The 23188-nt window shown below is 40.4% G+C and carries 23 protein-coding genes; 13 read left to right on the forward strand and 10 right to left on the reverse strand.

The window, feature by feature from the left end; genetic code table 11:
* The first annotated feature begins 89 nt into the window (after nucleotides 1-89).
* On the forward strand, nucleotides 90-1280 hold the full coding sequence (locus tag B3297_RS14565) for a trans-sulfuration enzyme family protein (protein WP_070561395.1): 1191 nt from the start codon (nucleotides 90-92) through the stop codon (nucleotides 1278-1280).
* Nucleotides 1281-1368: 88 nt separating this feature from the next.
* On the opposite strand, the gene galK is transcribed toward B3297_RS14565, so the two are convergent.
* The 5 genes from galK to B3297_RS14590 form a co-directional block, all read right to left on the reverse strand.
* The gene (galK, locus tag B3297_RS14570) at nucleotides 1369-2520 is read right to left on the reverse strand and encodes a galactokinase (protein ID WP_286779066.1); all 1152 of its coding nucleotides are present in this window, start codon (nucleotides 2518-2520) and stop codon (nucleotides 1369-1371) included.
* Nucleotide 2521: 1 nt separating this feature from the next.
* The gene (locus B3297_RS14575; RefSeq protein WP_286779067.1) at nucleotides 2522-3571 is read right to left on the reverse strand and encodes a UDP-glucose--hexose-1-phosphate uridylyltransferase; all 1050 of its coding nucleotides are present in this window, start codon (nucleotides 3569-3571) and stop codon (nucleotides 2522-2524) included.
* Nucleotides 3572-3639: 68 nt separating this feature from the next.
* Complete coding sequence (locus tag B3297_RS14580; RefSeq protein WP_070561399.1) at nucleotides 3640-4914, reverse strand: metallophosphoesterase; 1275 nt, start codon at nucleotides 4912-4914, stop codon at nucleotides 3640-3642.
* 12 nt (nucleotides 4915-4926) lie between these two features.
* Complete coding sequence (gene hemH, locus B3297_RS14585) at nucleotides 4927-5961, reverse strand: ferrochelatase (RefSeq protein ID WP_070561401.1); 1035 nt, start codon at nucleotides 5959-5961, stop codon at nucleotides 4927-4929.
* A gap of 81 nt (nucleotides 5962-6042) precedes the next feature.
* Nucleotides 6043-6891 (reverse strand): 4-hydroxy-3-methylbut-2-enyl diphosphate reductase, encoded by an 849-nt coding sequence (locus tag B3297_RS14590; RefSeq protein WP_070561403.1) that lies wholly within the window; start codon nucleotides 6889-6891, stop codon nucleotides 6043-6045.
* 285 nt (nucleotides 6892-7176) lie between these two features.
* On the opposite strand from B3297_RS14590, the gene B3297_RS14595 reads away from it, so the two are divergent.
* Nucleotides 7177-7596 (forward strand): nucleoside-diphosphate kinase, encoded by a 420-nt coding sequence (locus B3297_RS14595; RefSeq protein ID WP_046672716.1) that lies wholly within the window; start codon nucleotides 7177-7179, stop codon nucleotides 7594-7596.
* Between the two features lie 139 nt (nucleotides 7597-7735).
* Here B3297_RS14595 and ybeY read toward each other — a convergent pair whose 3' ends face one another.
* Both ybeY and ruvX read right to left on the reverse strand, forming a co-directional pair.
* Complete coding sequence (ybeY, locus tag B3297_RS14600) at nucleotides 7736-8164, reverse strand: rRNA maturation RNase YbeY (protein ID WP_070561407.1); 429 nt, start codon at nucleotides 8162-8164, stop codon at nucleotides 7736-7738.
* Between the two features lie 49 nt (nucleotides 8165-8213).
* Nucleotides 8214-8627: a Holliday junction resolvase RuvX gene (gene ruvX / locus B3297_RS14605; RefSeq protein WP_070561409.1), complete on the reverse strand. Its 414-nt coding sequence runs from the start codon at nucleotides 8625-8627 to the stop codon at nucleotides 8214-8216.
* Between the two features lie 322 nt (nucleotides 8628-8949).
* Between ruvX and def the strand changes: the two genes are divergently transcribed.
* Nucleotides 8950-10176 carry a peptide deformylase gene (def, locus tag B3297_RS14610; protein WP_286779068.1) on the forward strand — a complete coding sequence of 409 codons (1227 nt, stop codon included), beginning with the start codon at nucleotides 8950-8952 and terminating at the stop codon, nucleotides 10174-10176.
* A gap of 124 nt (nucleotides 10177-10300) precedes the next feature.
* On the opposite strand, the gene B3297_RS14615 is transcribed toward def, so the two are convergent.
* Nucleotides 10301-11290 (reverse strand): aspartate-semialdehyde dehydrogenase, encoded by a 990-nt coding sequence (locus B3297_RS14615; protein ID WP_046671587.1) that lies wholly within the window; start codon nucleotides 11288-11290, stop codon nucleotides 10301-10303.
* A 577-nt stretch (nucleotides 11291-11867) separates the two neighbouring features.
* Between B3297_RS14615 and B3297_RS14620 the strand changes: the two genes are divergently transcribed.
* From B3297_RS14620 to B3297_RS14665, 10 genes are all read left to right on the forward strand, one after another.
* Complete coding sequence (locus B3297_RS14620; RefSeq protein WP_286779069.1) at nucleotides 11868-12815, forward strand: NAD-dependent epimerase/dehydratase family protein; 948 nt, start codon at nucleotides 11868-11870, stop codon at nucleotides 12813-12815.
* A 2-nt stretch (nucleotides 12816-12817) separates the two neighbouring features.
* Nucleotides 12818-13543 carry a YebC/PmpR family DNA-binding transcriptional regulator gene (locus B3297_RS14625; RefSeq protein WP_070561411.1) on the forward strand — a complete coding sequence of 242 codons (726 nt, stop codon included), beginning with the start codon at nucleotides 12818-12820 and terminating at the stop codon, nucleotides 13541-13543.
* Between the two features lie 121 nt (nucleotides 13544-13664).
* On the forward strand, nucleotides 13665-14816 hold the full coding sequence (locus B3297_RS14630; RefSeq protein WP_115046391.1) for a hypothetical protein: 1152 nt from the start codon (nucleotides 13665-13667) through the stop codon (nucleotides 14814-14816).
* A gap of 65 nt (nucleotides 14817-14881) precedes the next feature.
* Entirely contained in the window at nucleotides 14882-15625 is a 744-nt protein-coding gene (locus B3297_RS14635) for a DeoR/GlpR family DNA-binding transcription regulator (RefSeq protein WP_046673148.1), read from the forward strand.
* Nucleotides 15626-15648: 23 nt separating this feature from the next.
* The gene (locus B3297_RS14640) at nucleotides 15649-17109 is read left to right on the forward strand and encodes a lipopolysaccharide biosynthesis protein (protein ID WP_070561415.1); all 1461 of its coding nucleotides are present in this window, start codon (nucleotides 15649-15651) and stop codon (nucleotides 17107-17109) included.
* Nucleotides 17110-17982, forward strand: coding sequence for a glycosyltransferase family 2 protein (locus B3297_RS14645; protein WP_115046389.1), 873 nt, complete (start codon nucleotides 17110-17112; stop codon nucleotides 17980-17982).
* 3 nt (nucleotides 17983-17985) lie between these two features.
* Nucleotides 17986-18900 (forward strand): glycosyltransferase, encoded by a 915-nt coding sequence (locus B3297_RS14650; protein ID WP_286710271.1) that lies wholly within the window; start codon nucleotides 17986-17988, stop codon nucleotides 18898-18900.
* A 5-nt stretch (nucleotides 18901-18905) separates the two neighbouring features.
* Nucleotides 18906-19661, forward strand: a complete 756-nt coding sequence (locus B3297_RS14655) for a glycosyltransferase family 2 protein (RefSeq protein ID WP_070561421.1) — start codon at nucleotides 18906-18908, stop codon at nucleotides 19659-19661.
* The gene (locus B3297_RS14660; protein ID WP_046673143.1) at nucleotides 19661-19876 is read left to right on the forward strand and encodes a DUF3820 family protein; all 216 of its coding nucleotides are present in this window, start codon (nucleotides 19661-19663) and stop codon (nucleotides 19874-19876) included. Before B3297_RS14655 ends, B3297_RS14660 begins: the two co-directional genes overlap by 1 nt.
* A 95-nt stretch (nucleotides 19877-19971) precedes the next feature.
* Nucleotides 19972-20958 carry a rhodanese-related sulfurtransferase gene (locus B3297_RS14665; protein WP_070561516.1) on the forward strand — a complete coding sequence of 329 codons (987 nt, stop codon included), beginning with the start codon at nucleotides 19972-19974 and terminating at the stop codon, nucleotides 20956-20958.
* Between the two features lie 128 nt (nucleotides 20959-21086).
* On the opposite strand, the gene B3297_RS14670 is transcribed toward B3297_RS14665, so the two are convergent.
* Both B3297_RS14670 and B3297_RS14675 read right to left on the reverse strand, forming a co-directional pair.
* Nucleotides 21087-21794 carry a DUF937 domain-containing protein gene (locus tag B3297_RS14670; protein ID WP_070561423.1) on the reverse strand — a complete coding sequence of 236 codons (708 nt, stop codon included), beginning with the start codon at nucleotides 21792-21794 and terminating at the stop codon, nucleotides 21087-21089.
* Between the two features lie 129 nt (nucleotides 21795-21923).
* Nucleotides 21924-23186: a DUF5689 domain-containing protein gene (locus B3297_RS14675; protein WP_139144882.1), complete on the reverse strand. Its 1263-nt coding sequence runs from the start codon at nucleotides 23184-23186 to the stop codon at nucleotides 21924-21926.
* Nucleotides 23187-23188: the final 2 nt, after the last annotated feature.

Below are 23188 nucleotides of genomic sequence, written 5' to 3' on the forward strand. Positions count from 1 at the left end.
AACGAGCTAAGGGTTCCTTAGAGTCAAAGATGCGACAAGTTCGCATTATGGAGACTTAGGCAATACAAGCATCAATCAACATTATTAGTATGGCAACCAATACCGAAACGATACTCGTCCATGAAGGACAGCAATTCAACCAGACATCTGCAGTAACTACGCCAATCTATCAGACATCCACATACATTGCAGATCCTGACCCAGCGGAATACATCAAGGCTGCTACCGAACCGAAACATCCTTATTTCTATCATCGTCACGGCAACCCGACGAATAGCCAAGTTGCGACTATCCTAGCAAAATTAGAAAAGACGGAAGATGCACTGGTATTTGCAACAGGTATGGCAGCGATCAGTACCGCCATATTGGCTATCGTTAAATCGGGAGATCATATCGTTGCCCAGCATGCACATTATTCCGGAACAGCTATTTTCTTTAAGGAGTTCTTAACGGATTATGGCATCACAGTTACGGCTGTGGATCAGACAGATGTTTCAGCGTTTGAAGAAGCGATTCAGGCAAATACCAAGCTGATATATATCGAGACTCCATCGAATCCCAATCTCCATATCACGGATCTAAAAGCAATCGGAGAACTTGCCAAACGGCATGGAATTCAGAGCATGGTCGATAACACCTTTGCCTCCCCTATTAACCAAACACCGACAGATTATGGAATTGACGTCGTTGTCCACAGTGCCACGAAATATTTAGGCGGACATAGTGATCTCACTGCGGGTGTCGTCTGTGGTACGCGGGACTATATTGCCCGTGTATGGAAGCGATCGGTCGCTTTGGGCGCATCACTTGCACCGCTAGACTCCTGGTTATTGTTACGCGGATTGAAAACATTAAGCCTACGAGTCAAACAGATCAATGCAAATGCCTTACAGCTGGCTGAATTTTTGGATCAGCATCCAAAAATCAAAAAGGTCAGTTACCCCGGGTTACCCAATCATCCCCAACATGAGCTGGCGAGACAGCAAATGAGCGGATTTTCGGGTATGCTTTGTATGGAGCTGAACGGTAAAGATGAAGAAGAAGCCTTTTCAAATGCACAGACATTCATTAATGGCCTGCATATATTTATCAACGCAGCCAGTTTGGGTGGCGTAGAGTCCCTTATTGTACATCCGGCCAGCATGTGGGGCGGGCATCATACGAAGGAACAGAAAGAAGCTTCGGGAATTACACAGGGCATGTTGCGCATCTCAGTTGGGATCGAACATATCGATGATTTAATTGCTGATTTAAAACAGGCGTTAGACCAGCTTAACTAAAACTTATGTAATAAGTCTTTATCACATAATACAAAAAAATAAGGGGAATAGCACCTTAATGTTATTCCCCTTACTGTACCATTTTTTATTAAAGTACTCGGGTACCATCGGCAATCCTGACCTGAATGACCGAAAGTTCTTTATCAAATTTCTGTTTGTATTCTTTTTCGAGTGTTGGCAAAATTGAAGGTAATACACCTTCTTTGACGATATTGATCGTACAGCCACCGAAACCACCGCCCATCATTCGGGCACCGATCACCTCAGGAAACTGCTTGACATAATCTACCAAATAATCCAATTCCGGACAGCTGACTTCATATACTTTGCTCAACCCCTCATGGCTCTGAAAAATATACTGTCCCAGCTGAACAACATCTCCTGAACGGAGTGCATCGCAAGATTTCTCTACACGCTCATTCTCAAGGACAACAAAGCTTGCCTTAGCGTAAATGTCAGCATCTTTGTCCTTAACCAATTCATCAAGCATTTCGACGGTTACATCACGCAAGTTCTTGACCCTTGGATATTTTTCCCGCACCCAGGCAGAAGCCTGCTCGCACTGCTCGCGACGTGTGTTGTATGCCGTTGAAGCCAGAGAATGTTTCACATTGGTATTCAGCAATACCACTTCATATCCTTTAAGATCAAGTGGAACATACGCGAATCCCAATGTCCGGCAATCCAACTTGATCACATTTTTTTCTTTCCCAAAGGCCGATGCAAACTGATCCATGATACCACACATTACACCAGCATACGTATGTTCAGCTTTTTGAGCTATCTGCGGAATATCCAGTCGTTCGACCTGCAAATCGAACAATTCACTAAGTGCCAGCGTCACCGCACATTCAACGGCCGCTGATGATGATAATCCGGCCCCAAGTGGCACATCACCATCGATATACAAGTTGAACCCACCTAAAGTAGCCCCACGTTTCTGATACTGATCGACTACACCGAGAATATAGTTTGGCCAATGTTTTTCTGAAATAGCGATATCCGCTAATTTCACCTCGTGGCTTTCCTGATAATCTTCTGCATACAATACGATCGTATCGTCCGCACGTTTGCTCACAGCAACATAAATTGCTTTATCAATCGCTGCTGGCAATACAAAACCATCATTGTAATCTGTATGTTCGCCGATAATATTAATGCGTCCGGGGGAAGAAACCACAAGCGGTTCTCCTTGATAGTGTTCTTTAAATTTATTAACAATTGTATCCTTTGTTATCATCTTATTTAGATTTATAATGTATTGTCGAACAATTTCGCAACTGTTCTGCGGCAACTTCTGGTGTAATATCTCGTTGTGGATTTGCTAGCATCTCATAGCCAACCATAAATTTTTTCACGGTTGCAGAACGCAGCAATGGTGGATAGAAGTGCATATGCCAATGCCATTCCGGATGATCGCCATCATTTACTGGCGCCTGATGCATTCCAGCGGAATAAGGGAAAGATGTTTTGAAGAGATTGTCATAACGCGTTGTCAATAGCTTGAGTATGGCTGCAAAATCTTCTTTTTCTTTTTCTTCAAATCCGGCAATATTCTGAATAGACCGTTTGCTGACAATCATCGTTTCATAAGGCCAAGCAGCCCAAAAAGGTACTAAAGACACAAAAGAATCGTTTTCGTCTATAATTCGTTCTTCTTTTCTGAGTTCGGCTTTCACATAATCTGACAGGATGGTGCGCTGGTATTTATCGAAATAGTGCTGTTGCTGAACACATTCTTTTTGAATTTCTACAGGCAAATGGTTTTGTGACCAGATCTGTCCATGCGGATGCGGGTTGCTACATCCCATAATTGCACCTTTATTCTCAAAAATCTGGATGTATTTGATCCATTCAACCTTGGATAGTTCCACAAACTCTTTCTGCCAAAGATCAACCACAGCCTTTATAGCTACCTGATCCATTTCTGGCAGTGTAAGATCATGACGCGGAGTGAATGCAATGACTTTACAGATCCCTCTTTCGGTCTCTGCGACAAACAGTTCGTCCTCATTAAATTCCTGCTGGCTTGTATCTTTTAATAAAGCTGAGAAATCGTTCACAAAGACAAAACTTTCTTTATAATCTGGATTGATATCACCATCTGCTCGTTTATTTGTCGGACACAAATAGCATTGGGGATCATATTCCGGTCTATTATCCCCGGGAAGATCTTCTACTTGCCCTTGCCATGGTCTTTTACTACGATGCGGAGACACAAGTACTTTTTCCCCGGTAAGAATATTAACACGTGTGTGGGGAGAGTCCCCAAAGTTTAAAGTTGATTGCATGTTATGTATAACTGGTGTACAGAATACACAATTATAGCTATATTAACTCAAAAGTCAAAGGGGATTTTTTAGGCTTTAAACTTTGGGTCCTGCGCTTTTAGCAATTCGAATATGGTAATTTCAGGCAGAATTCCAACACGTCCTGGATAACCCAAAAAGCCATAGCCGACATTAACATATAATCGTTTGTTCTGTTGCGCACGATAAAGCCCTGCCCATTCCTTATAGATATATTGTACCGGACTCCATTGCAACATCTCGGACCTTACACCAAATTGCATACCATGTGTATGTCCGGCAAACATCACATCCACGTCGGTATCCAATACCTGAGCCCGCCAATGCGACGGATCGTGCGATAACAGCAACTTAACAGGTTGCTCTTCGGTACCCATTAATGCTTTTTTGATATCACCATGTTTCGGAAAACGACCTGTCCCCCAATTCTGGACCCCGACAATACAAAGCTCTTCACCGTCGACCTTAATCTTACGATTTTCATCCATTAAAAGATCCCAGCCCATGATTTTATGCACATCGATAACATCCTGGAGGTTCTTACGCTTTGCAGGAGAATCTTCTTTACCATAATAATAGTCACCATAATCGTGGTTACCTAATGTAGAAAACACACCTAAATCAGATTTCACACGCGCAAAAATATCTTGATAACCACGCATTTCAGAAGCTTGGGCATTCACGATATCACCGGTAAAAAATGTCACATCCGCTTTTTCCTTTAAAAGCATATCAATACCACCGCTGACAGCCTTTTTATTATAGAAAGATCCTGAGTGCACATCTGAAATCTGCGCAATGGTCATTCCATGGAATGCTTTGGGCAAATTTGGCAAATACAAGGGGACTCTCCTGACACGATAGTCGTAGGCTCCTGAAATAATTCCCCAGCTCAAGGGTATCAAGGGTGAGGCACCAACTAGAATACCAGCTTTGGTCAAAAATTCGGATCGGCTAATCCCTTTCACTGGATTCTCTGGTAAAGGGTCTCCGGCATCGTCGACTAAATCCTCAACAGATCTCTTTTTTGCGAACAGACGCTTCAACCATACCCCCCCACGTCGGATATCATCAATCAACAAAATCAAAAAGAAAAATATCTTTGACGCCGCTGTCAGAAAAAAGGCGACTAAAATAACCGACCGTACGATTAAAGGAATACTATATTGTGCTGAGATAAAAACGCCCAATAGCAGTAAAACAGAATAAGACCACCAGAGAATGGAAAATACCTTTGTTTTGGGAAATTTAATCTTCGTTGCACGGAGCGCAAAGAAAATATAAAAATCCAATATGAGTAATACACACGCGTTTACTAACAACATCTTTTATCGATTTTAGTTTTTGGCATTAAGCGCCAATTGTTTTAAAGATTCGATCCATTTGGGATCATCATTAAGACTCTCTACCAAACACACTTCCTCCCCCCCTAAATGTTTAAATTCATTAGCATATTCCACGCCAATTTCATCAATGGTCTCGATACAATCCGCCACAAAAGCAGGACTAAAAATTAATAACTTCTTATAACCCTTAGCGGCAAGATCATGCAGTAAATCGGAGGTATAGGGCTGTATCCAGGGTTCTTTACCCAAACGGGATTGAAAGCAGAGCGAATATTGTTCTTTTTTCAACCCGAGCTTGGCAGCTATCGTCCGTGTTGTCGCATAACATTGCGAAAGATAGCAATATGAATTGACTGTCATTTTACAAGAATCACAGCCTGATTCGGGGCATTTAAGCTGACCTGTCGGATCTACTTTTCCAAGCTGCCGCACAGGAAGGCCGTGATAACTAAAGACAAAATGGTCAAAACTTTCCAAATCGTGCCTACGGGCATGATCCGCATAAGTTTCTGCCATTAAGTCGTCCGTACAGAAATTGCTTACGAAACTGATTTCTGGCAGATAATTCCATTTGCGAATAAGCTCCATGACACGATCGATGACCGAACCCGATGTTGCTGAAGCGTACTGTGGAAATAAAGGAATGACACGAATGGACTCCAAAAATAGACCCTCCATATTTTTCAATGCAGCCTCAATCGATGGGTTTTGGTAACGCATCGCTAATTCCACATGGTATTCTTCACCCAACGCTTCTTGAAGCAGATTGCGTTGCAAAATACTGTAGTGCATCAAAGGTGATCCCGTTTCTTTATCCCAAATCGTTTCGTATACTTTTGCCGATTTGGGCGCACGTGTACGTGCAATGATTCCCTTGACCAATAAGGTGCGTTGAAAATAAGGAATATCAATAACTCGCGGATCCATTAGGAACTCCGTTAAATATCTCTTTACATCTGGAGTAGTGGGACTATCAGGTGTACCCAATTGTACTAAAAGAATACCTTTTTTGCCTTTATTGCTCATAGCTTACAAAGCTACGCAAAAAAGAATGCACTCCGGATCTAAACCGCGGAATTATGAAATATCTGTGACGGGTAATTGTGCTTATAATGCTTCTAAACTTGCTTTTACATCTTTCATTAACCACATTGGCGTTGAAGTGGCACCACAGATACCAATACGGTCATTTTCAGCAAAGACTGATGCATCTAATTCAGCAGGATCAGAAATAAAATAACTAGCGGGATTGGCATTCTGACAAACTTCAAACAGCACCTTTCCATTGGAGGATTTCTTACCTGAGACAAAAACGATCTTATCATATTGTCTGGCGAAAGCGCCAAGATCTTCGTATCGATTGGAAACTTGTCGACAAATGGTATCATTAGCTTTCACTTCATACCCTCGCCTGATCAGTTCGTCTTTGATGGCATAAAATTTATCCACGCTTTTTGTTGTCTGGCTGTATAAGGTAAATGAGGCGGGCAATTCGACTTGATCCAATTCGGAAATATCCTGAAAAACTAAGGCTTCATTATTTGTCTGCCCCTGCAAGCCGATCACTTCAGCATGCCCGTGCTTCCCAAAGATTAAAATTTTCTCCTCTTGATCGAACGACGTTTTTATACGGTTCTGTAGTTTGAGCACTACAGGACAAGAGGCATCTATCAAGGTAATGTTATTTTCCAAAGCAACACGATAAGTCTCGGGGGCTTCACCATGAGCACGGATCAATACCTTTTCATTGCTCAAGGTCGGCAGGGCGGCATGATCGATAATGCGTAAGCCTTTTGCTTTCAATCGGGCAACTTCTTCGTCATTATGAACGATATCTCCCAAACAATAAAGATAACCCTCTTCCTCCAAAATTTCCTCTGCCATATCAATAGCGTATACCACTCCAAAGCAAAAGCCTGAATCTTTATCGATGTCTACTGTTAGATTTAATGCCATAATAACACAAAGTTACATATTCGTATTGAACTTAGATCAATTGTTTTTTTACTTTTCTATAAACGGCCAGATACAAAGTTTTGTTACATACAGAGAAAAACATTGGGCTGGGAACAAAAGGAAACATCTATTTCAGTAGAGGCACAAATCCGGGAACAAAAACCAATAATTTAGCGATAAGGATGACATCAGCTAGTCGGCTTATCAATAATTGTGTCTATATTGAGGCGTAATGATATTGCATATGAAAAGCAATTTATCTAATTTTGCAAAAAAATTAAAATAATGGCAACTAACAGAACTTTTACGATGATCAAACCTGACGCAGTAGCGAACGGTCACATCGGTGCAATCTTGAACGATATCATTGCTGGTGGTTTTAAAATCATTGCAATGAAATACATCCAACTTTCTCAAGAGACAGCAGGTGCATTCTATGCAGTACACAAAGAGCGTCCTTTCTATGGTGAGTTGGTAAACTTTATGACTTCAGGTCCTATCGTTGCTGCAATCCTGGAAAAAGATAATGCTGTTGAGGATTTCCGCACATTGATCGGCGCGACTAATCCTGCTGATGCAGCTGAAGGTACAATCCGTAACAAATATGCTAAATCTATTGATGCAAACGCTATACATGGATCGGATTCAGATGAGAATGCTGCTATTGAAGGAAACTTCTTCTTCTCTCAATTTGAAAGATTCTAGTCGTTAGAAACAACATAAAAAAAGCGTTTTACAAATTGTAAAGCGCTTTTTTTATGTATTGCTTCCTTCTCTCGAGTAAAATAGAATCTTCAGTCGGTTCACCGAACTGTGGGTCCTAATGAATGCACGAAGGAGTATATTAAAAGTTTCTTTTACCGAGATACTCATCCTCCTTGGCGGTCATCTTGGCTTTATCTGCCGGCTTTTTATCCGGATAACCGCACAGATGCATTACACCATGAATGATCACCCGATGAAGCTCGTCTCGCACATCAACCTTAAATTTTTCGGCATTCTCCTGAATACGTTCCACACTGATAAAAATATCGCCGGCGATGGTGTCCTCATATTCGGAAGAATCAAAAGTAACGATATCAGTATAGGTGTCGTGATTTAAATATTGCTTATTGATTTCAAGCAAGTAAGCATCCGAGCAAAGGATAAAGCTCAATTCGCCCACACGCTTAAATCCTTCGCCTTTGATGGCATCAGCAATCCATTGACGAATCTTTCCCTTTTCTTTTAATTTGAAATCCGTATCCTCGGTAAAAAATAATATGCTCTTCATCCTTCTATTTTTTATTCATTCTTATTTTGACGTATTAGTCGCTGTGTATCTAAAAATTACGGCTATCCATGTAGCTTTGCAAAATAATCGTTGCAGACACCGTGTCAATCAGCCCTTTTTGTTGACGATCCTTCTTTTTTTTGCCACTTTGTGCGATCGCTGCAGAAGCCATTTTAGAAGTAAAACGCTCGTCTATTTCAGCGACAGCAATTGTGGGATAAGTCTTTTTCAGTTTTCGAATAAACCCGACAACATGCTGTGCGGATTCAGAGTCGGTCCCATCCAGTTGCCGTGGCTTGCCTACAACAAAAGTTTCCACCTGTTCTGTCTGTAAATAATCGGCTAAGTATGTCCAGATATCCTGCGGGTGTACCGTCGTCAATGCTGTAGCAATAATTTGCATTGGATCGGTCACCGCAACCCCTATTCGTTTTGTACCGTAATCAAAGGCCATCAATCTCATGGATATATATTTTTCACAAAAATACAAAGTAGTCCTGAGTATTACACAGGAAGATGTAATATTTCAATTGGACACTTCTTTTCAATACATGCCCTTTTCATTTTTGATCTTTTAATTCTGACTTTTTAATCAAAAAAAACTATAACTTTGATAGACTATTTAACAAAAGCAAACTAACTTGCTTTTTGGGGCAATAGATCACCGAATTCAATCCGATCATAGCGGGTCTACCGACTTACCCTATAAGTAAACGGATCAAAATAACAGCAAAAGCAACAGGGCATTGGGCTGTATGAAATCGGGCAAATAAATATGCAAACAAATGAAAAAAACACTTATTGCCAGTTTCCTTTTGGCCTTATGCTTGAATACGCATGCCCAAAGTAAATACGAGCAACACATTACTGCTCTTCGTGAAGAAAAAGCCGCTGAATTGGCGAAAGAACAATACGGCCCATTGAAATCAGATCAGGTAGCGTTTTTGGATTACTTTCCTGTAGACGCCAGTTATAAAGTCAACGCCAAAGTTGAAGTCCTATTTGATGAACCGGTATTCCGGATGCCGACCTACGACGGCACAAGCAACGAATACAAACGTTATGCTATTATAACATTTACGCTTCATGGAAAAGAACATACGTTGAATGTCTACCAAAGTGTCGCATTATTTCAAAATCCTGGATACAAAAAACATTTATTTTTACCATTTTTAGATTTAACAAATGGTCAGGAAAGCTACAGTGGGGGCCGGTATATTGATTTATCCACAGACGACATTAAAGGAAACGATGTTGAGATAGACTTTAACAAAGCCTACAACCCATACTGTGCCTATAGCAACGGGTACCGTTGCCCAGTACCCCCAGTCGAGAACAATTTAGAAACAAAAATTATGGCCGGAGAAAAAGCATTTCATAAGTCAAAGAATGAAAGACCAGTCAATCTTAACGCAGGACAGGAGTTCAGTGCTGCCGACAAGAAAATCATTTTATCAGGAGATGAAAATGCAATTCTTCGCGTATTGCAAACAACAGACGATAAAGATCTGAGAGTTTTAAAAGCGACAAGCAGTGATGTCAAATACAACGACCCATTGATTGAGTCTCTTTCCAAAAGAATGTTCGCGACTGTACGTGATCCCAATCACCCCGGTGTAGGCATCGCAGCGCCACAGATCGGCATCAATAAAAATTTAATCTGGGTACAGCGATTTGACAAACCGGATCAGCCATTTGAATTCTATGTGAATCCTAAAATTCTATGGCGCTCCAAACTGAAGCGTAAAGGTGCAGAAGGCTGTCTTTCTATCCCCAACCGTAAAGAAGATGTATTACGGAGTTATGCGATCCGCCTGCAATACATCAATAAAGAAGGTAAAGTTATTGAAGAAAATATCGAGGGTTTTACTGCTGTTATTTTACAGCACGAAACGGATCATCTTTTCGGCATTCTATTTCCAGATCGACTGGAAGAGCAAAGCAAAGAAAGCTATGCTCCGTTGAATGACAAGATTGAATTTTCGATCCACCCCACAACATTGACACCATAATTTATAGCCCCGACATCAAGGACCAAATCATAAGTATCTAAATTGTGATTTGCTAATGGAACAAAAAAGAGCCCCCATGAACGAATTCATGGGGGCTCAATATTTATTATGGAATCTACTTGAGTTAGATCAATCCTTTTTCAGCCAATAACTCCGCTACCTGAACTGCATTTGTTGCAGCACCCTTACGTAAGTTATCCGCTACTACCCACATGTTGAGCGTATTTGGCTGAGATTCATCACGACGGATGCGTCCTACAAAAACCTCATCTCTACCGTGTGCATCCTTCGGCATTGGATATTGTAGTGACGCAGGATCGTCAACAACAATACAGCCACTTTGCGCGGCTAAAGCTGCACGTACATCATTCAAATCAAAGTCATTTTCAAATTCGATATTCAATGATTCAGAGTGTCCTCCCATAACAGGAATACGCACTGTCGTTGCAGTTACTTTAATAGAATCATCACGCATGATTTTATTTGTTTCCAAAATCATCTTCATCTCCTCTTTGGTGTATCCATTTTCTTGGAAAACATCAATATGCGGAATCACGTTCAGATCAATCTGATAAGGATAAGCTTTTTCACCATCTTTTCCAGCACGTTCATCCATCAATTGGTTAACGGCCTTAACACCTGTACCTGTTACAGATTGGTAGGTAGAAACGACAACACGTTTGATTTTATATTTATCATGTAATGGCTTTAAAGCCACCACCATTTGTATAGTTGAACAATTCGGGTTTGCAATAATTTTATCTTCAGCAGATAACACATCACCATTTACTTCTGGAACAACCAACTTTTTCGTTGGATCCATACGCCATGCTGAAGAATTGTCGATCACTGTAATTCCAGCTTCTGCAAATTGAGGGGCAAATTCTTTCGAGGTATCACCGCCAGCAGAAAATAACGCAACATCAGGTTTCAAAGCAATAGCCTCAGATGGTGTAACCACCTTATACTTCTTTCCCTTGAATTCAATTTCCTTACCCTTACTACGCTCTGAAGCTACTGGAATTAATTCTGTTACTGGGAAATTTCGCGCCGCCAACACGGTTAGCATCTCAGTACCTACAAGGCCTGTTGCGCCGACTACTGCCACTTTCATTTTTGTCTGTGTTTAAATTGTGTATATTAAAATTGTTATTTGATTTTGTTTTTAGTTGATTCTCGAAGAATGAATTCTTCAAATTTAAAAAATATTCCCCAATTCCACTATTAAAATAACAAAATATTAAGCGCTTAGCTAAAAATGTCACAACATTTAGCATTTCCCCTCCTAAATTGCTAAAATGGAATCGTTAAGTTCTTTGATTCATGCCATAAAATTAGAATTAAAGCAATTCAAAAAAAATAAAAATTTTCACCGCTTATTCAAAAAAAAAGAACAAACGATTGAAACAGTTTAAAATCTCATAAAAACAGTCCAAAGAGTCTAAAAATTAACATTTTTTCCCGGCTTCCTAAAAGACCACAAAGTTGATAGATACTGAAAAGCCTTTATATTTGCATCATAAACCGCCATGGTTGAAATTTCATTTTTCATTACATGATGAAACGTAAATTATGTCAGGCTAGATCCTATCATATCGATAGGAAGAAACGAGCGAAGCGATTCATTTATATTTTTGAGCATAAACACTCATTATAGTGAAAGCAGGAGCTTCCTAAAATAAAACTTACAAATGAAAGAAAGCATTATTATCATTGGTGCAAATGGCCAGATCGGCACAGAATTAGCTATCGCCTTGCGCAAAAAATTTGGTGCAGAGAATGTTGTAACCACTGACATTAGAGAACCACAGATTAAAAGCCCTGACGAAAATTTCGAAATCGCTAATGTCCTTGACAAAAATGGACTCGAGACATTATTTCAACAATATAAACCTACTCAAGTATATCTATTAGCTGCCATGCTTTCAGCTACAGGTGAAAAATACCCTGAGAAGGCTTGGGAATTGAACATGAATGGTCTGTTGAATCTGCTTGATCTAGCCGTGAGCTATAAAGTTTCAAAGATATTTTGGCCAAGCTCGATTGCTGTTTTTGGACCGCATTCTCCGAAAACAAATACCGAACAATATTGCGTAATGGATCCGAACACAATTTATGGCATCAGCAAGCTTGCAGGTGAGCGCCTTATAGAATGGTATCAAGAACACCGTGGTCTGGATATTCGCAGTGTCCGTTATCCAGGTATCATTTCTTGGAAAACAGAACCAGGGGGTGGCACAACGGATTATGCAGTCGATATTTTTTATGAAGCATTGAAAACCGGGACTTACGCCTGCTTCTTATCTGAAAACACGGCCTTACCAATGCTCTATATGGAGGATGCCATCCGTGGTACACTCGAATTAATGGATGCACCCAAAGAAAGCCTAAGCATTCGCCACAGCTATAACCTTGGTGGAATTACGTTTACTCCAAAAGAACTTGCGCAAGAAATTAAAAAAATTCTTCCTAATTTTGCAATCTCTTACATCGAGAACGATCCAAGACAACAGATTGCCGATTCATGGCCTGCTAGTCTAGACGATTCTTATGCAAGAAAAGACTGGAACTGGACGCCGGAATTTGACATCCAGAAGATGACAGTCGACATGATTGAAAATCTTAAAAACAAAATATAACAATGGGAAGAGCTTTCGAATTCAGAAAAGAGCGGAAATTCAAACGCTGGGCCAAAATGGCCGTTCAATTTACACGTTTAGGTAAAGAAATCGCTATGGCGGTTAAAGAAAGCGGCCCTCACCCTGAAACTAACTCGAGACTTCGTACAGCAATACACAATGCCAAGGCAGTAAATATGCCAAAGGATCGTATCGAAGCCGCAATCAAACGTGCTTCGGAAAAAGATTCAAAAGGTTACGAAGAATATGTATACGAAGGCTACGGCCCTCATGGCGTACCTGTATTAATTGAAACTGCAACAGATAACACCAACCGCACCGTAGGAAACATCCGTAGCTATTTCACAAAAGCAGGTGGTTCATTGGGGAAAACAGGATCATTGGATTTTATTTTCAATCGTAAATCCATTTTCCGTTTTGCTGCAACAGAGGAACTGGACCTAGAAGAGCTTGAATTAGAGTTGATCGATGGAGGCTTAGAAGAATTGTACGTAGAATCTGATGAAGAAGGCAATGATATTGCTGTCGTTCAAACTTCCTTTGAAGACTTTGGTAATATGCAAAAATTACTGGAAGAAAAGGGAATTGAAGTAACATCTGCAAAATTGGAACGTATCGCATTATCGCATTCAGATATTACGGAAGAACAAGCTGCTGATGTATTGAAGATGATCGATAAAATCGAAGAAGATGACGATGTTCAAGCAGTTTACCATAACATGGCTTAAGCTATTGAACCTATAAAACTATAAAAAAGAGCGCTTGTCGCTCTTTTTTATTTAAAGCACCGCCTAGCCCCGTCAGAAAAATTACTACATTTGTAATAGACTAAATCAAACTCGTACCAGAATGACTTTTGAAGAATTTTTCATAAAAAAGAAAATTGATTTAAAAGCTTTAAAAGCTGCAGATGAACCTTTATTTGAAGAGTTCAAAGCACATTATTCTGCTATGGGAGAAAAGAGTTTTGACCACAGCAAAAAGTTTTGGTTCAACAAGCTTCGAAAAAGTTTCCATTTAGCAGAGGAGGAAACTGTTATTGCAAAACCTGTTGAAAAGCAGGTTACCCCAGATGCATCATCCGAGACCTCCAGTATTCCTACGGCAAAACCAGCAGGCTTTAAACCGCGATTCAAGGCTCCTTCTGCCGCTGTAAAAGATGAAGCTCAAGCAACATCCAAACAGGAAATAGCTGATTCAGCGGAATCCACTCCAGATTCAATACCGACAGGCTTCAAACCGAGGTTCAAGGCCGGAGTTACCAAAGCTCCTGACGCAGCGGCAAGCACTCCTGCATCCGAAGAAACGACCGACGAAGCGACGACGGCGGCTCCAAAACCAACGGGTTTCAAACCGAGGTTTAAAGCTGGAGTAACCAAAGCTCCTGACGCAGCGGCAAGCACTCCAGCATCCGAAGAAACGACCGACGAAGCATCGACATCGGCTCCAAAACCTACAGGATTCAAACCAAGGTTTAAAGCTGGAATAACCAAAGCAGAAACTGCTGACCAGACACCGCTGTCCGATACGAAAGACGAACTTAAGTTAGATGCGAGCATAAAGGCTGAACCTGAAAACAACAGCACAGAAACACAGGAACCTGCTGCCAGTAAACCTACGGGTTTCAAACCGAGGTTCAAAGCCGGAGTAACCAAAACAGAAACTGCTGAACAAACACAGCTGCCCGATACCAAAGAAGAAATTAAGTTAGATGCGAGCGTAAAGGCTGAACCTGAAAACAACAGCACAGAAACACAGGAACCTGCTGCCAGCAAGCCTACAGGCTTCAAACCGAGGTTTAAAGCCGGAGTAACCAAAATAGAAACTGCTGAACAAACACAGCTGCCCGATACGAAAGACGAAATTAAGTTAGATGCGAGCGTAAAGGCTGAACCTGAAAACGACAGCATAGAAACACAGGAACCTGCTGCCAGCAAGCCTACAGGCTTCAAACCGAGGTTCAAAGCTGGCATAACAAAAATTGATAAAAAGGAAGAATAATTTTCACTACATTTAGACTGATTTCTCAATTAATTTTAAAATTCCGATTAAAAACCAAAAGACCAATGTTAAAGGAAGAAAGACAAGCATTCATCATACATCAGATCAACCTACATAATAAAGTTTTATCCTCAGACCTCAGTGTTCAGCTGAATGTGTCTGAAGATACAATCAGACGCGACTTGAACGAACTTGCTGAGAATGGTAAAGTTCTAAAAGTCTATGGTGGAGCATTATCAAAATCATTTCAGTTCCCTTTTCAGGATGGAAACGTATATGCCAAGGAGGCAAAGAAAGAAATTGCCAAGAAAGCAAGCACTTTAATCTCCAATGGAATGACTGTTTTAGTCGGAGGCGGGACAACCTTAATTGAATTAGCGAGAACAATACCCGATCATCTTCAGTGTACGTTTTTTACTATAAGTCCATTAGTTGCACTAGAATTGGCCGAAAAGCCAAATCTTGAAGTCATTTTAGTTGGCGGAAAACTTTCACGCAATACAAACATTGTTTCGGGAGCCCAAGTCGCTAATGAACTGGCCGATCTTAAAGTCGATCTTTGTTTGTTGGGAACAAATTCTCTTTCCGTAGAAGATGGGGTGACCGATTCAGACTGGGAAGTGGTGCAAATCAAACGTGCGATGATTAAATGCTCAAAAAAAGTAGCTATTCTGAGCATTGCGGAAAAACTTAATTCAGTTCAAAAAATGAAAGTTGTACCGTTACGTGATATTTCTTATTTGATTACCGATGTCAATCCAACTGACGTTTCCCTAAAAGAATTTGCGAATACAATTGCAATACTTTAATATTGCCGCTCATTTAATTTAGCATGTCATCGCAAACGAAAAATGACTCTTTAAAATCAAAAACAACAAAAGGACTGCTATGGGGTGGTATGGCCAGTATCATCCAGCAGTTTTTGGGCTTCGGCTTCGGCATCTTACTAAACCGTAAGCTAACAGCAGAAGACTATGGTTTAGTCGCTATGATCACCATCTTTTCTGTTCTCGCTTCTGCTTTTCAAGAAAGTGGATTTGTGTATGGGATTGTCAATAAAAAAGATGTTGAACATAAAGATTATAACGCGGTATTCTGGACAAGCGTAGGAATTGGAACATTTATTTATATCGTTCTATTTTTTGCAGCTCCTCTTATCGCTTTATACTATAATCAACCAGTACTAGTAGAGCTCAGCAGATTTACCTTTTTGTCCTTTTGGTTAGGTAGTTTTGGTATTGCACACAATGCTTACCTCTTCCGGAATTTAAAAATCAAAGAAAGGGTCATCACGGGAACCTTTGCTCTTATCGCATCAAATATAGTCGGCGTTTATTTAGCCTATAAGGACTATGCTTATTGGGCATACGCGATCCAAATTGTTTCCTATAGTGGTTTCAATATGCTCGGATTCTGGTATTTTTCCAAATTCAGACCTACTTTCCAGTTCGATCTTAAACCTATTCGTGACATTTTAGGATTTAGCAGCAAAATATTGGTCACCAACATTTTTATCAATATCAACAAAAATATATATGCAGCGATCTTAGGCCGGCATTATACCGCTGAAGAACTGGGGTATACCGTGAATCCAAATCGTTGGAGCATCATGGCCCAGAATATATTGACTAATATGGTCAATAATGTGACACAGCCTATTTTAAAAGAAATAGAAGATGATAAGGATAGACAAGTTCGGGTTTTTCGCAAACTGATTTCCTTTACAGCCTTTTTAGCCTTTCCAATGTTATTGGGTTTAACCACGGTAGCACAAGATTTTATTACTATTGCGATCACCGACAAATGGGCGCAAAGCGCCATATTTCTTCAAATATTTTGTATTGGTGCCGCATTTGATTCTGTAAGCAATGTTTTCTCTAACTTAATCATTAGCAAGGGGAAACCTGAAGTTTATATGCGGAATATCATTGTTTTTGGCCTACTCCAAATTGCCATCCTATTTTTCGGCAAATCATTAGGCCTAGAACTGCTCATTGGATTGACCTCGGCATTAAATGCCCTCTGGATATTCGTTTGGTACATATCAGCCAAACCTTATATGAACTATTCATTTCGTTATCTGCTAACAGATATTTTTGCTTATGCACTATTGGCAGCGATAAGCTGCTTAGCAGCACATTATGCCACCGCAGCCATCGCCAACCTCTATCTTCGGTTTGCAAGTACAATTGGAATTGCAGTATGCAGTTATATCATCGTAAATAGAATCTTTAAACCCAGTATTTTGTTGGAATTATACCACTATTTCCTAACAGTTATCCGAAAAAAATAGATGGCCAGGATTCTCACCATAATCGTCTCTTATAATTTTGAGCCTTGGATTCACAAGTGCTTACCCAGCCTATTGGATTCGAGTTACCCAACAGATATTTTAGTTGTCGACAACAACTCGGGGGACAATACAACACAGATCATAAAAGAAAAGTATCCATCAGTAAGACTCATAGAAAGTTCCGAAAATTTGGGTTTTGGAAAGGCCAACAACATTGGACTTGACATCGTTTTGAAAGAAAAGTATGATTATGCATTTTTGGTCAATCAGGACGCCTGGCTGGATCGGGACTGTATTGCCAACTTAGTGAAAGTCAACGCAGACAATATCGGAATTATCTCACCTATTCACTACGATGGAACCGAAACAACACTGGACTATGGTTTTGCTGTCTATACAAAAAACGCCATCATCGAAAATTCTAATCGAATTTGCACGTTCGTCAATGCTGCATTTTGGTTTATCCCCAATCTGGTGATCCGAAAAGTCGGTGGTTTCGCACCGATCTTTTTCCATTATGGAGAAGATAAAGATTATGCCAACCGCATCAAGTACTACGGATTAAGCATTATTCTCGCTGAAGGAGCCAAAGCCTACCACGATAGGCAACAACGTAAAACAGACCGCAAGGCCTTTCTGAAAAGCGAATTTGTCTATCATTTGACAGAATATTGCAATATCAATTATACTTTTGTAAAAGCTTTTTCCATGGCAATATTGGCAAGTCTAAAGAAAATGGCGTCTTCATTTTTTAAAGGTCATGCTTTTGAAGCAAAAAGCTACTTAAACATTGCTTTTAGATTGCTGGGCAAAACAGGAGCAGTTTACCGTACCCGTGTGACCAACAAAAAAGCCTTCAACAAAATCTATTGATAAATGAACAATACTGCTCCAGTCATACTTTTTGTGTACAATCGTCCTGATCATACAATAAGAACACTCTCAGCTTTAGAAAATAATATATTAGCAGACCAGACCACGCTATATATCTATTCGGATGCTGCAAAAAACGAAAAATCTGTTCAGGCAGTTACTGAAGTACGAAAGATTATCAATAAGCAATGGAACTTTAAAGAGGTTATTGTTGTAGAAAGGACAGAAAATTGGGGTTTGGCAGCCAATGTGATCGATGGTGTTACAAAAGTGGTCAATGCCCATGGAAAGATTATTGTTTTGGAAGACGATCTGGAAACTGCGGTGTTTGCACTAGACTATTTCAATCAGGCACTGGAGCGCTATAAAGATCAAGATCGGGTCATGGAGATCAGCGGTTATGGTTATCCGTTAAAAGATTTAGATAAATTGCCGGAGACTTTCTTTTTTCGGGTCGCCAATAGTTGGGGCTGGGCAACCTGGGACCGCGCCTGGCAACATTTCAATCCCAATATTGATGAACTTGTATCGGATTTTACCGCCGACCAAATACACCAATTCAGTATCGAGGGAAAAGAAAACTTCTGGAAGCAAGTGCAAGAATTTAAAGCCGGAAAGATCAACTCTTGGGCCATACGCTGGTACGCTTCTGTATTCAAAAAAAATGGATTAGTTTTGTATCCAAGGAATTCAATGATACAAAATATTGGTAACGATGGATCGGGTACACATACAGCTGCAGAAGCTACGTATCAGGTTACACTAGCGGAAAGTCCTATACGGTATTTTCCGACGGAAATTTCAGAAAACAAGCAAGCTTATGAAGCCATCAAGTATTTCTACGCCCATCGGAAAGGATCTTTATTCAACCGTGGCATCCGATTCCTGAAGAAGAAAATAAATAAATTCAATACATAAAAAACATGTCTGCTCATCCTAAATTTTCGATTATAACTGTCGTTTACAACAATGTGCGTGACATAGAACACACCCTGAAATCTGTTGTCAATCAGAGCTATGGTCATATAGAGTATATTGTCATTGATGGACAATCAACCGACGGAACGTTAGAGATCATCCAAAAATACAAGGATAAAATCGCCGTCATCCTCTCCGAAAAGGATAAGGGTATCTATGATGCCATGAATAAGGGTTTAGCCTTAGCAACAGGCGATTATGTTCTTTTTTTAAATTCTGGAGACGAGATCTATGATCTGAATAGCATTGAGAACCTCGCCAAACTGAGCGATAACGCAGATATTCTTTACGGCGAAACAATCCTCGTGGACGACAACAGGAATATTATTGGTGAACGGCGGCACAAGGTTCCGGCTCATTTCGACTGGAAAAGCTTTCGCTACGGTATGAATATCTGTCATCAGGCGATCTACATCAAGCGGGAAATCGCCGAGCCATACGATCTCAATTATAAATTATGCGCTGATATTGACTGGGTTATCCGTTGTGCCAAAAAGGCAAAAAAAACGGTCAATGCACAGCAATATGTTGCCCGGTATCTTGTTGGCGGGATGTCAAAACAAAGACATCAGGAATCCTTGAAAGAGCGTTTTGCGATATTCAAACGCTACTATGGAGCCATTCCCAATTTATTCAATCATGGCATCATTGCGCTAAAAGCAGTTTGGTACCGTCTCAATTATGGAAAACCTCAAGACTAATGTTGAATCCTGAAATTTTAACCGAACTTGTTACAGTCAAGATGCCATTTGGCAAATACCAGGGATACACCTTATGTAATCTTCCTGAGCCCTATCTCGTGTGGTATAACCAAAAAGGCTTTCCAAAGGGAAAACTAGGCCAGCAGTTAGCAACACTCTATGAAATAAAGCTGAATGGCTTGGAATACCTCCTCGAACCTTTGAAGAAAAGGTGACGAGGGTCATTTTATTCCACTTATTATTTTTCGTAGCTTTGCACTAAATTTATTTTTAGCATTAAACGCCGTTTGCAGCGGTATCAATGAATATCATGACACAATATCAAACTTTGCTGTACTATTGTTACAGCCCTATCGAGGATGCCGAAAAATTCGCATCAGATCATTTAGAATTTTGTAAATCACTGAACTTAGTCGGCCGTATCATTGTAGCTGATGAAGGTCTTAATGGAACTGTTTCGGGTACTGTAGAATCCTGTAAAAGCTATATGGATGCCATTTATGCCGATGGTCGTTTCAATAAAACAGAGTTCAAAATTGACGATGTAGATGAACCATCATTCATTAAAATGCATTGCCGCTACAAAGCCGAAATTGTTCACTCTGGTTTGAGAGATCCAAAAGAAATTGACCCCAACCGTCAAACCGGTGTGCACCTTGAACCGAAGGATTTCTTAGCCATGAAAGACCAAGAGGATGTGGTTGTATTGGATGTACGCTCAAATTACGAGCACAATGTTGGTCATTTTAAAAATGCTGTTACCCTAGATATTGACAATTTCCGCGAGTTTCCGGAGAAAATCAAAGAGCTCGAACAATATAAAGGAAAAAAAATATTAACGTACTGCACAGGCGGTATCAAATGTGAGAAGGCATCTGCTCTCTTGTTAAAAGAAGGCTTCGAGGATGTTTATCAATTACATGGCGGCATTATCAAATACGGAAAGGAAGCAGGTGGTGAAGATTTTGAAGGTCAATGCTACGTCTTTGACAATCGTGTTACTGTCGATGTAAATTCTGTCAACCCATCCGTGGTATCAACTTGTTTTAACTGTGGCAAGCAAACCACTAAAATGATCAACTGCGCCAACCCAACTTGTAATGAACATTTCACACAATGTGATGAGTGCGGCTGGGAGATGGATGGATGCTGTTCGCCAGCATGTAAGGAAAATCCCAATAAACGTGAATATGACGGAACAGGATATTATGTCAAGGTACCTCAACCCGTCAATATTGACAAAATCAGCAAAAGAAAACATAAAAATTTTCCACCGAAAGTATCGGCCGAAGATTAATACAAATTGAACAAACAGAAAGCGGTCGGAAGTGTAGAACTTCCGACCGCTTCCTGTTTAGGATCTGCACCATCTTAGCTTCATCCCATACTAGCTTTTTATCAAGAAAAATAATAACCGAACACAGCTTACTTGCCAAACATACCGGCGATTGAATCAAGAATATTGCCCTTTGCCTGCCCATCGTTATTTTTATCAAAAAAACTGCCTGCCAATCCACCCAACATGTCGGTAACACTACCTCCCGATGCCGGCTGCTCAGTTGCTTGCGCTTGTTCTTCTTGGCTACCGCCTAAGAAAGAGCCTAATATACCACCCAACATACCGCCACCTGCATTTTGTTGTGTTCCACCACCAAGCACAGAGCCGATCAGATCACCAATCCCACCGCCGCTTGAAGCCTGCTTTTGTTGTCCTAGATACCCCATTACTATCGGAGCAAGTGTAGCCAATACTCCGGTGACCTGAGAAGAACTCAAGCCTGCTTTATCTGCTATATGCTGTGTCACGACTTCGGTATTTTGGCCGAACATATGGTTGACAATTTTATTGCCGTCTTCAGAAACATTTTGCTCACCGCCCTGTTCTGCTCCACCCTGTCCAAAGAAATCTCCAATTTTATCGAGTATCCCGCTATTGCTATGCTGGTCAATAGCCTTATCAATATTTTCCGCCTGCCCCTTGTTTTTGGCATTGTAATTCAATGCTGCAATCATCAAAGGAACTGCCGCTGCTACAATCCATTTTGCCTTGGATTCGCTGATACCAGTAATTTTTGAAATAGTCTCTATCGCTTTAGAGCCTACTCCACCTGTAACTAAATCTGTTAAGTTCATAAGTCTTCGTTTATAGTTATATAATGAAGATAACGATTTTTTTTGATGAGTTGAGATAATAGCTGATGATAAAAAAGCCCCATTGGATTACACAATCCAATGGGGCCATTTGAAAATCAATTTTTCAAATTAATAACTTTTATAAATAGCAATATCGTCCAATCCCAACCTTCCGTTATTAATCACATTGTTACTTGTCCCTAATCCAAGTTTGGTAACTCTAAAACGAACCGGCCCCTGAATATTCATTAAGAATACAGCCTGTTTTGAATTCATGCTCTCTGTCGTTGTATGCGCGTCCGAAATAGGCTCGCCTGTTTGCTTCCATGTCGTTCCTCCGTCGGTCGAGTATTCCAACTTGAACGTACACGAACGATCGGTGTAATACGAACCATACCAAAGCGTTACTTTTGAGGCCCCATTCGGCACATCAAAATTCATTTGCACATAACCATCAACACTTAAGTTCTGCTGCATACGGATGGCATTTTTTCCAGAAACGATACGATCACGACCAGCAGTTGTTCCTAGAATAGCCTGATACAGGTTCCATTGCCCCGTTGGAAAGGAGACCGCGTTTTTATCCTTCATATCATAGCTACCTTTCACACTCGCATCTACAGCATCAAAAGTTTCAGGCCAACCTGCATATAACTTACCGCTGGCATAAGCCATATCAGCATAACTCTGCATCCTAACTTGTAGCTTTTCGCCCTCCTTGAATGCAATTCCTCTGAATGATGCACTTGGAGCGATGGACTCCCCAGCAAATGTCGCATTATCTTGTGTATGCAATATAATCTCATTTTTATCACCATCCATTAAGATTTTATCTCCTTTCAACGCTGTCCCAGCTGCGGGTTCAGGTTCAACATCGGCTGTAATATCGATATAGGTTGATTCAAACTCATCAAACTTCGACTTTAGACTGGAAACAGCAACAGGTAATGGGGCAATAGTATTACCAGATGAGTAGACTTTAAGCTGTTGATTATTATCGACTGAAAGAACTAATAAGCCATCTTTTTTAATCAGTTTTGAACCGCTAATATTGATCTGAACCGAATCTCCAAATTTAAATTCAGACGCATTGGGTACCTGAACTAATATTCCACGGCGTTGATTTCGCCAAATATTCTGTACAGCAAGTGTATTTTCTGGTAAATTCTTATTTTCCGCATGCGAAACGACCACTACTTTGATATGTTCTGCCCCTTGTAGCGAAGACGCATTAAGCTGTAAATCGGCATTTTTATATAGACTGCGTAGCGCATACAACGATATTTCAGGATTTAGCGTCCCTATCGATTCATTGACGTTGTCTTTGATACAGCCGGACAGCAATGCTGACATCGCCAACATACTGCATAGTATTGATTTTAACTTTTTCATTG

Source organism: Sphingobacterium sp. UBA3519 (assembly GCF_002377215.1).
Taxonomy (GTDB): domain Bacteria; phylum Bacteroidota; class Bacteroidia; order Sphingobacteriales; family Sphingobacteriaceae; genus Sphingobacterium; species Sphingobacterium multivorum.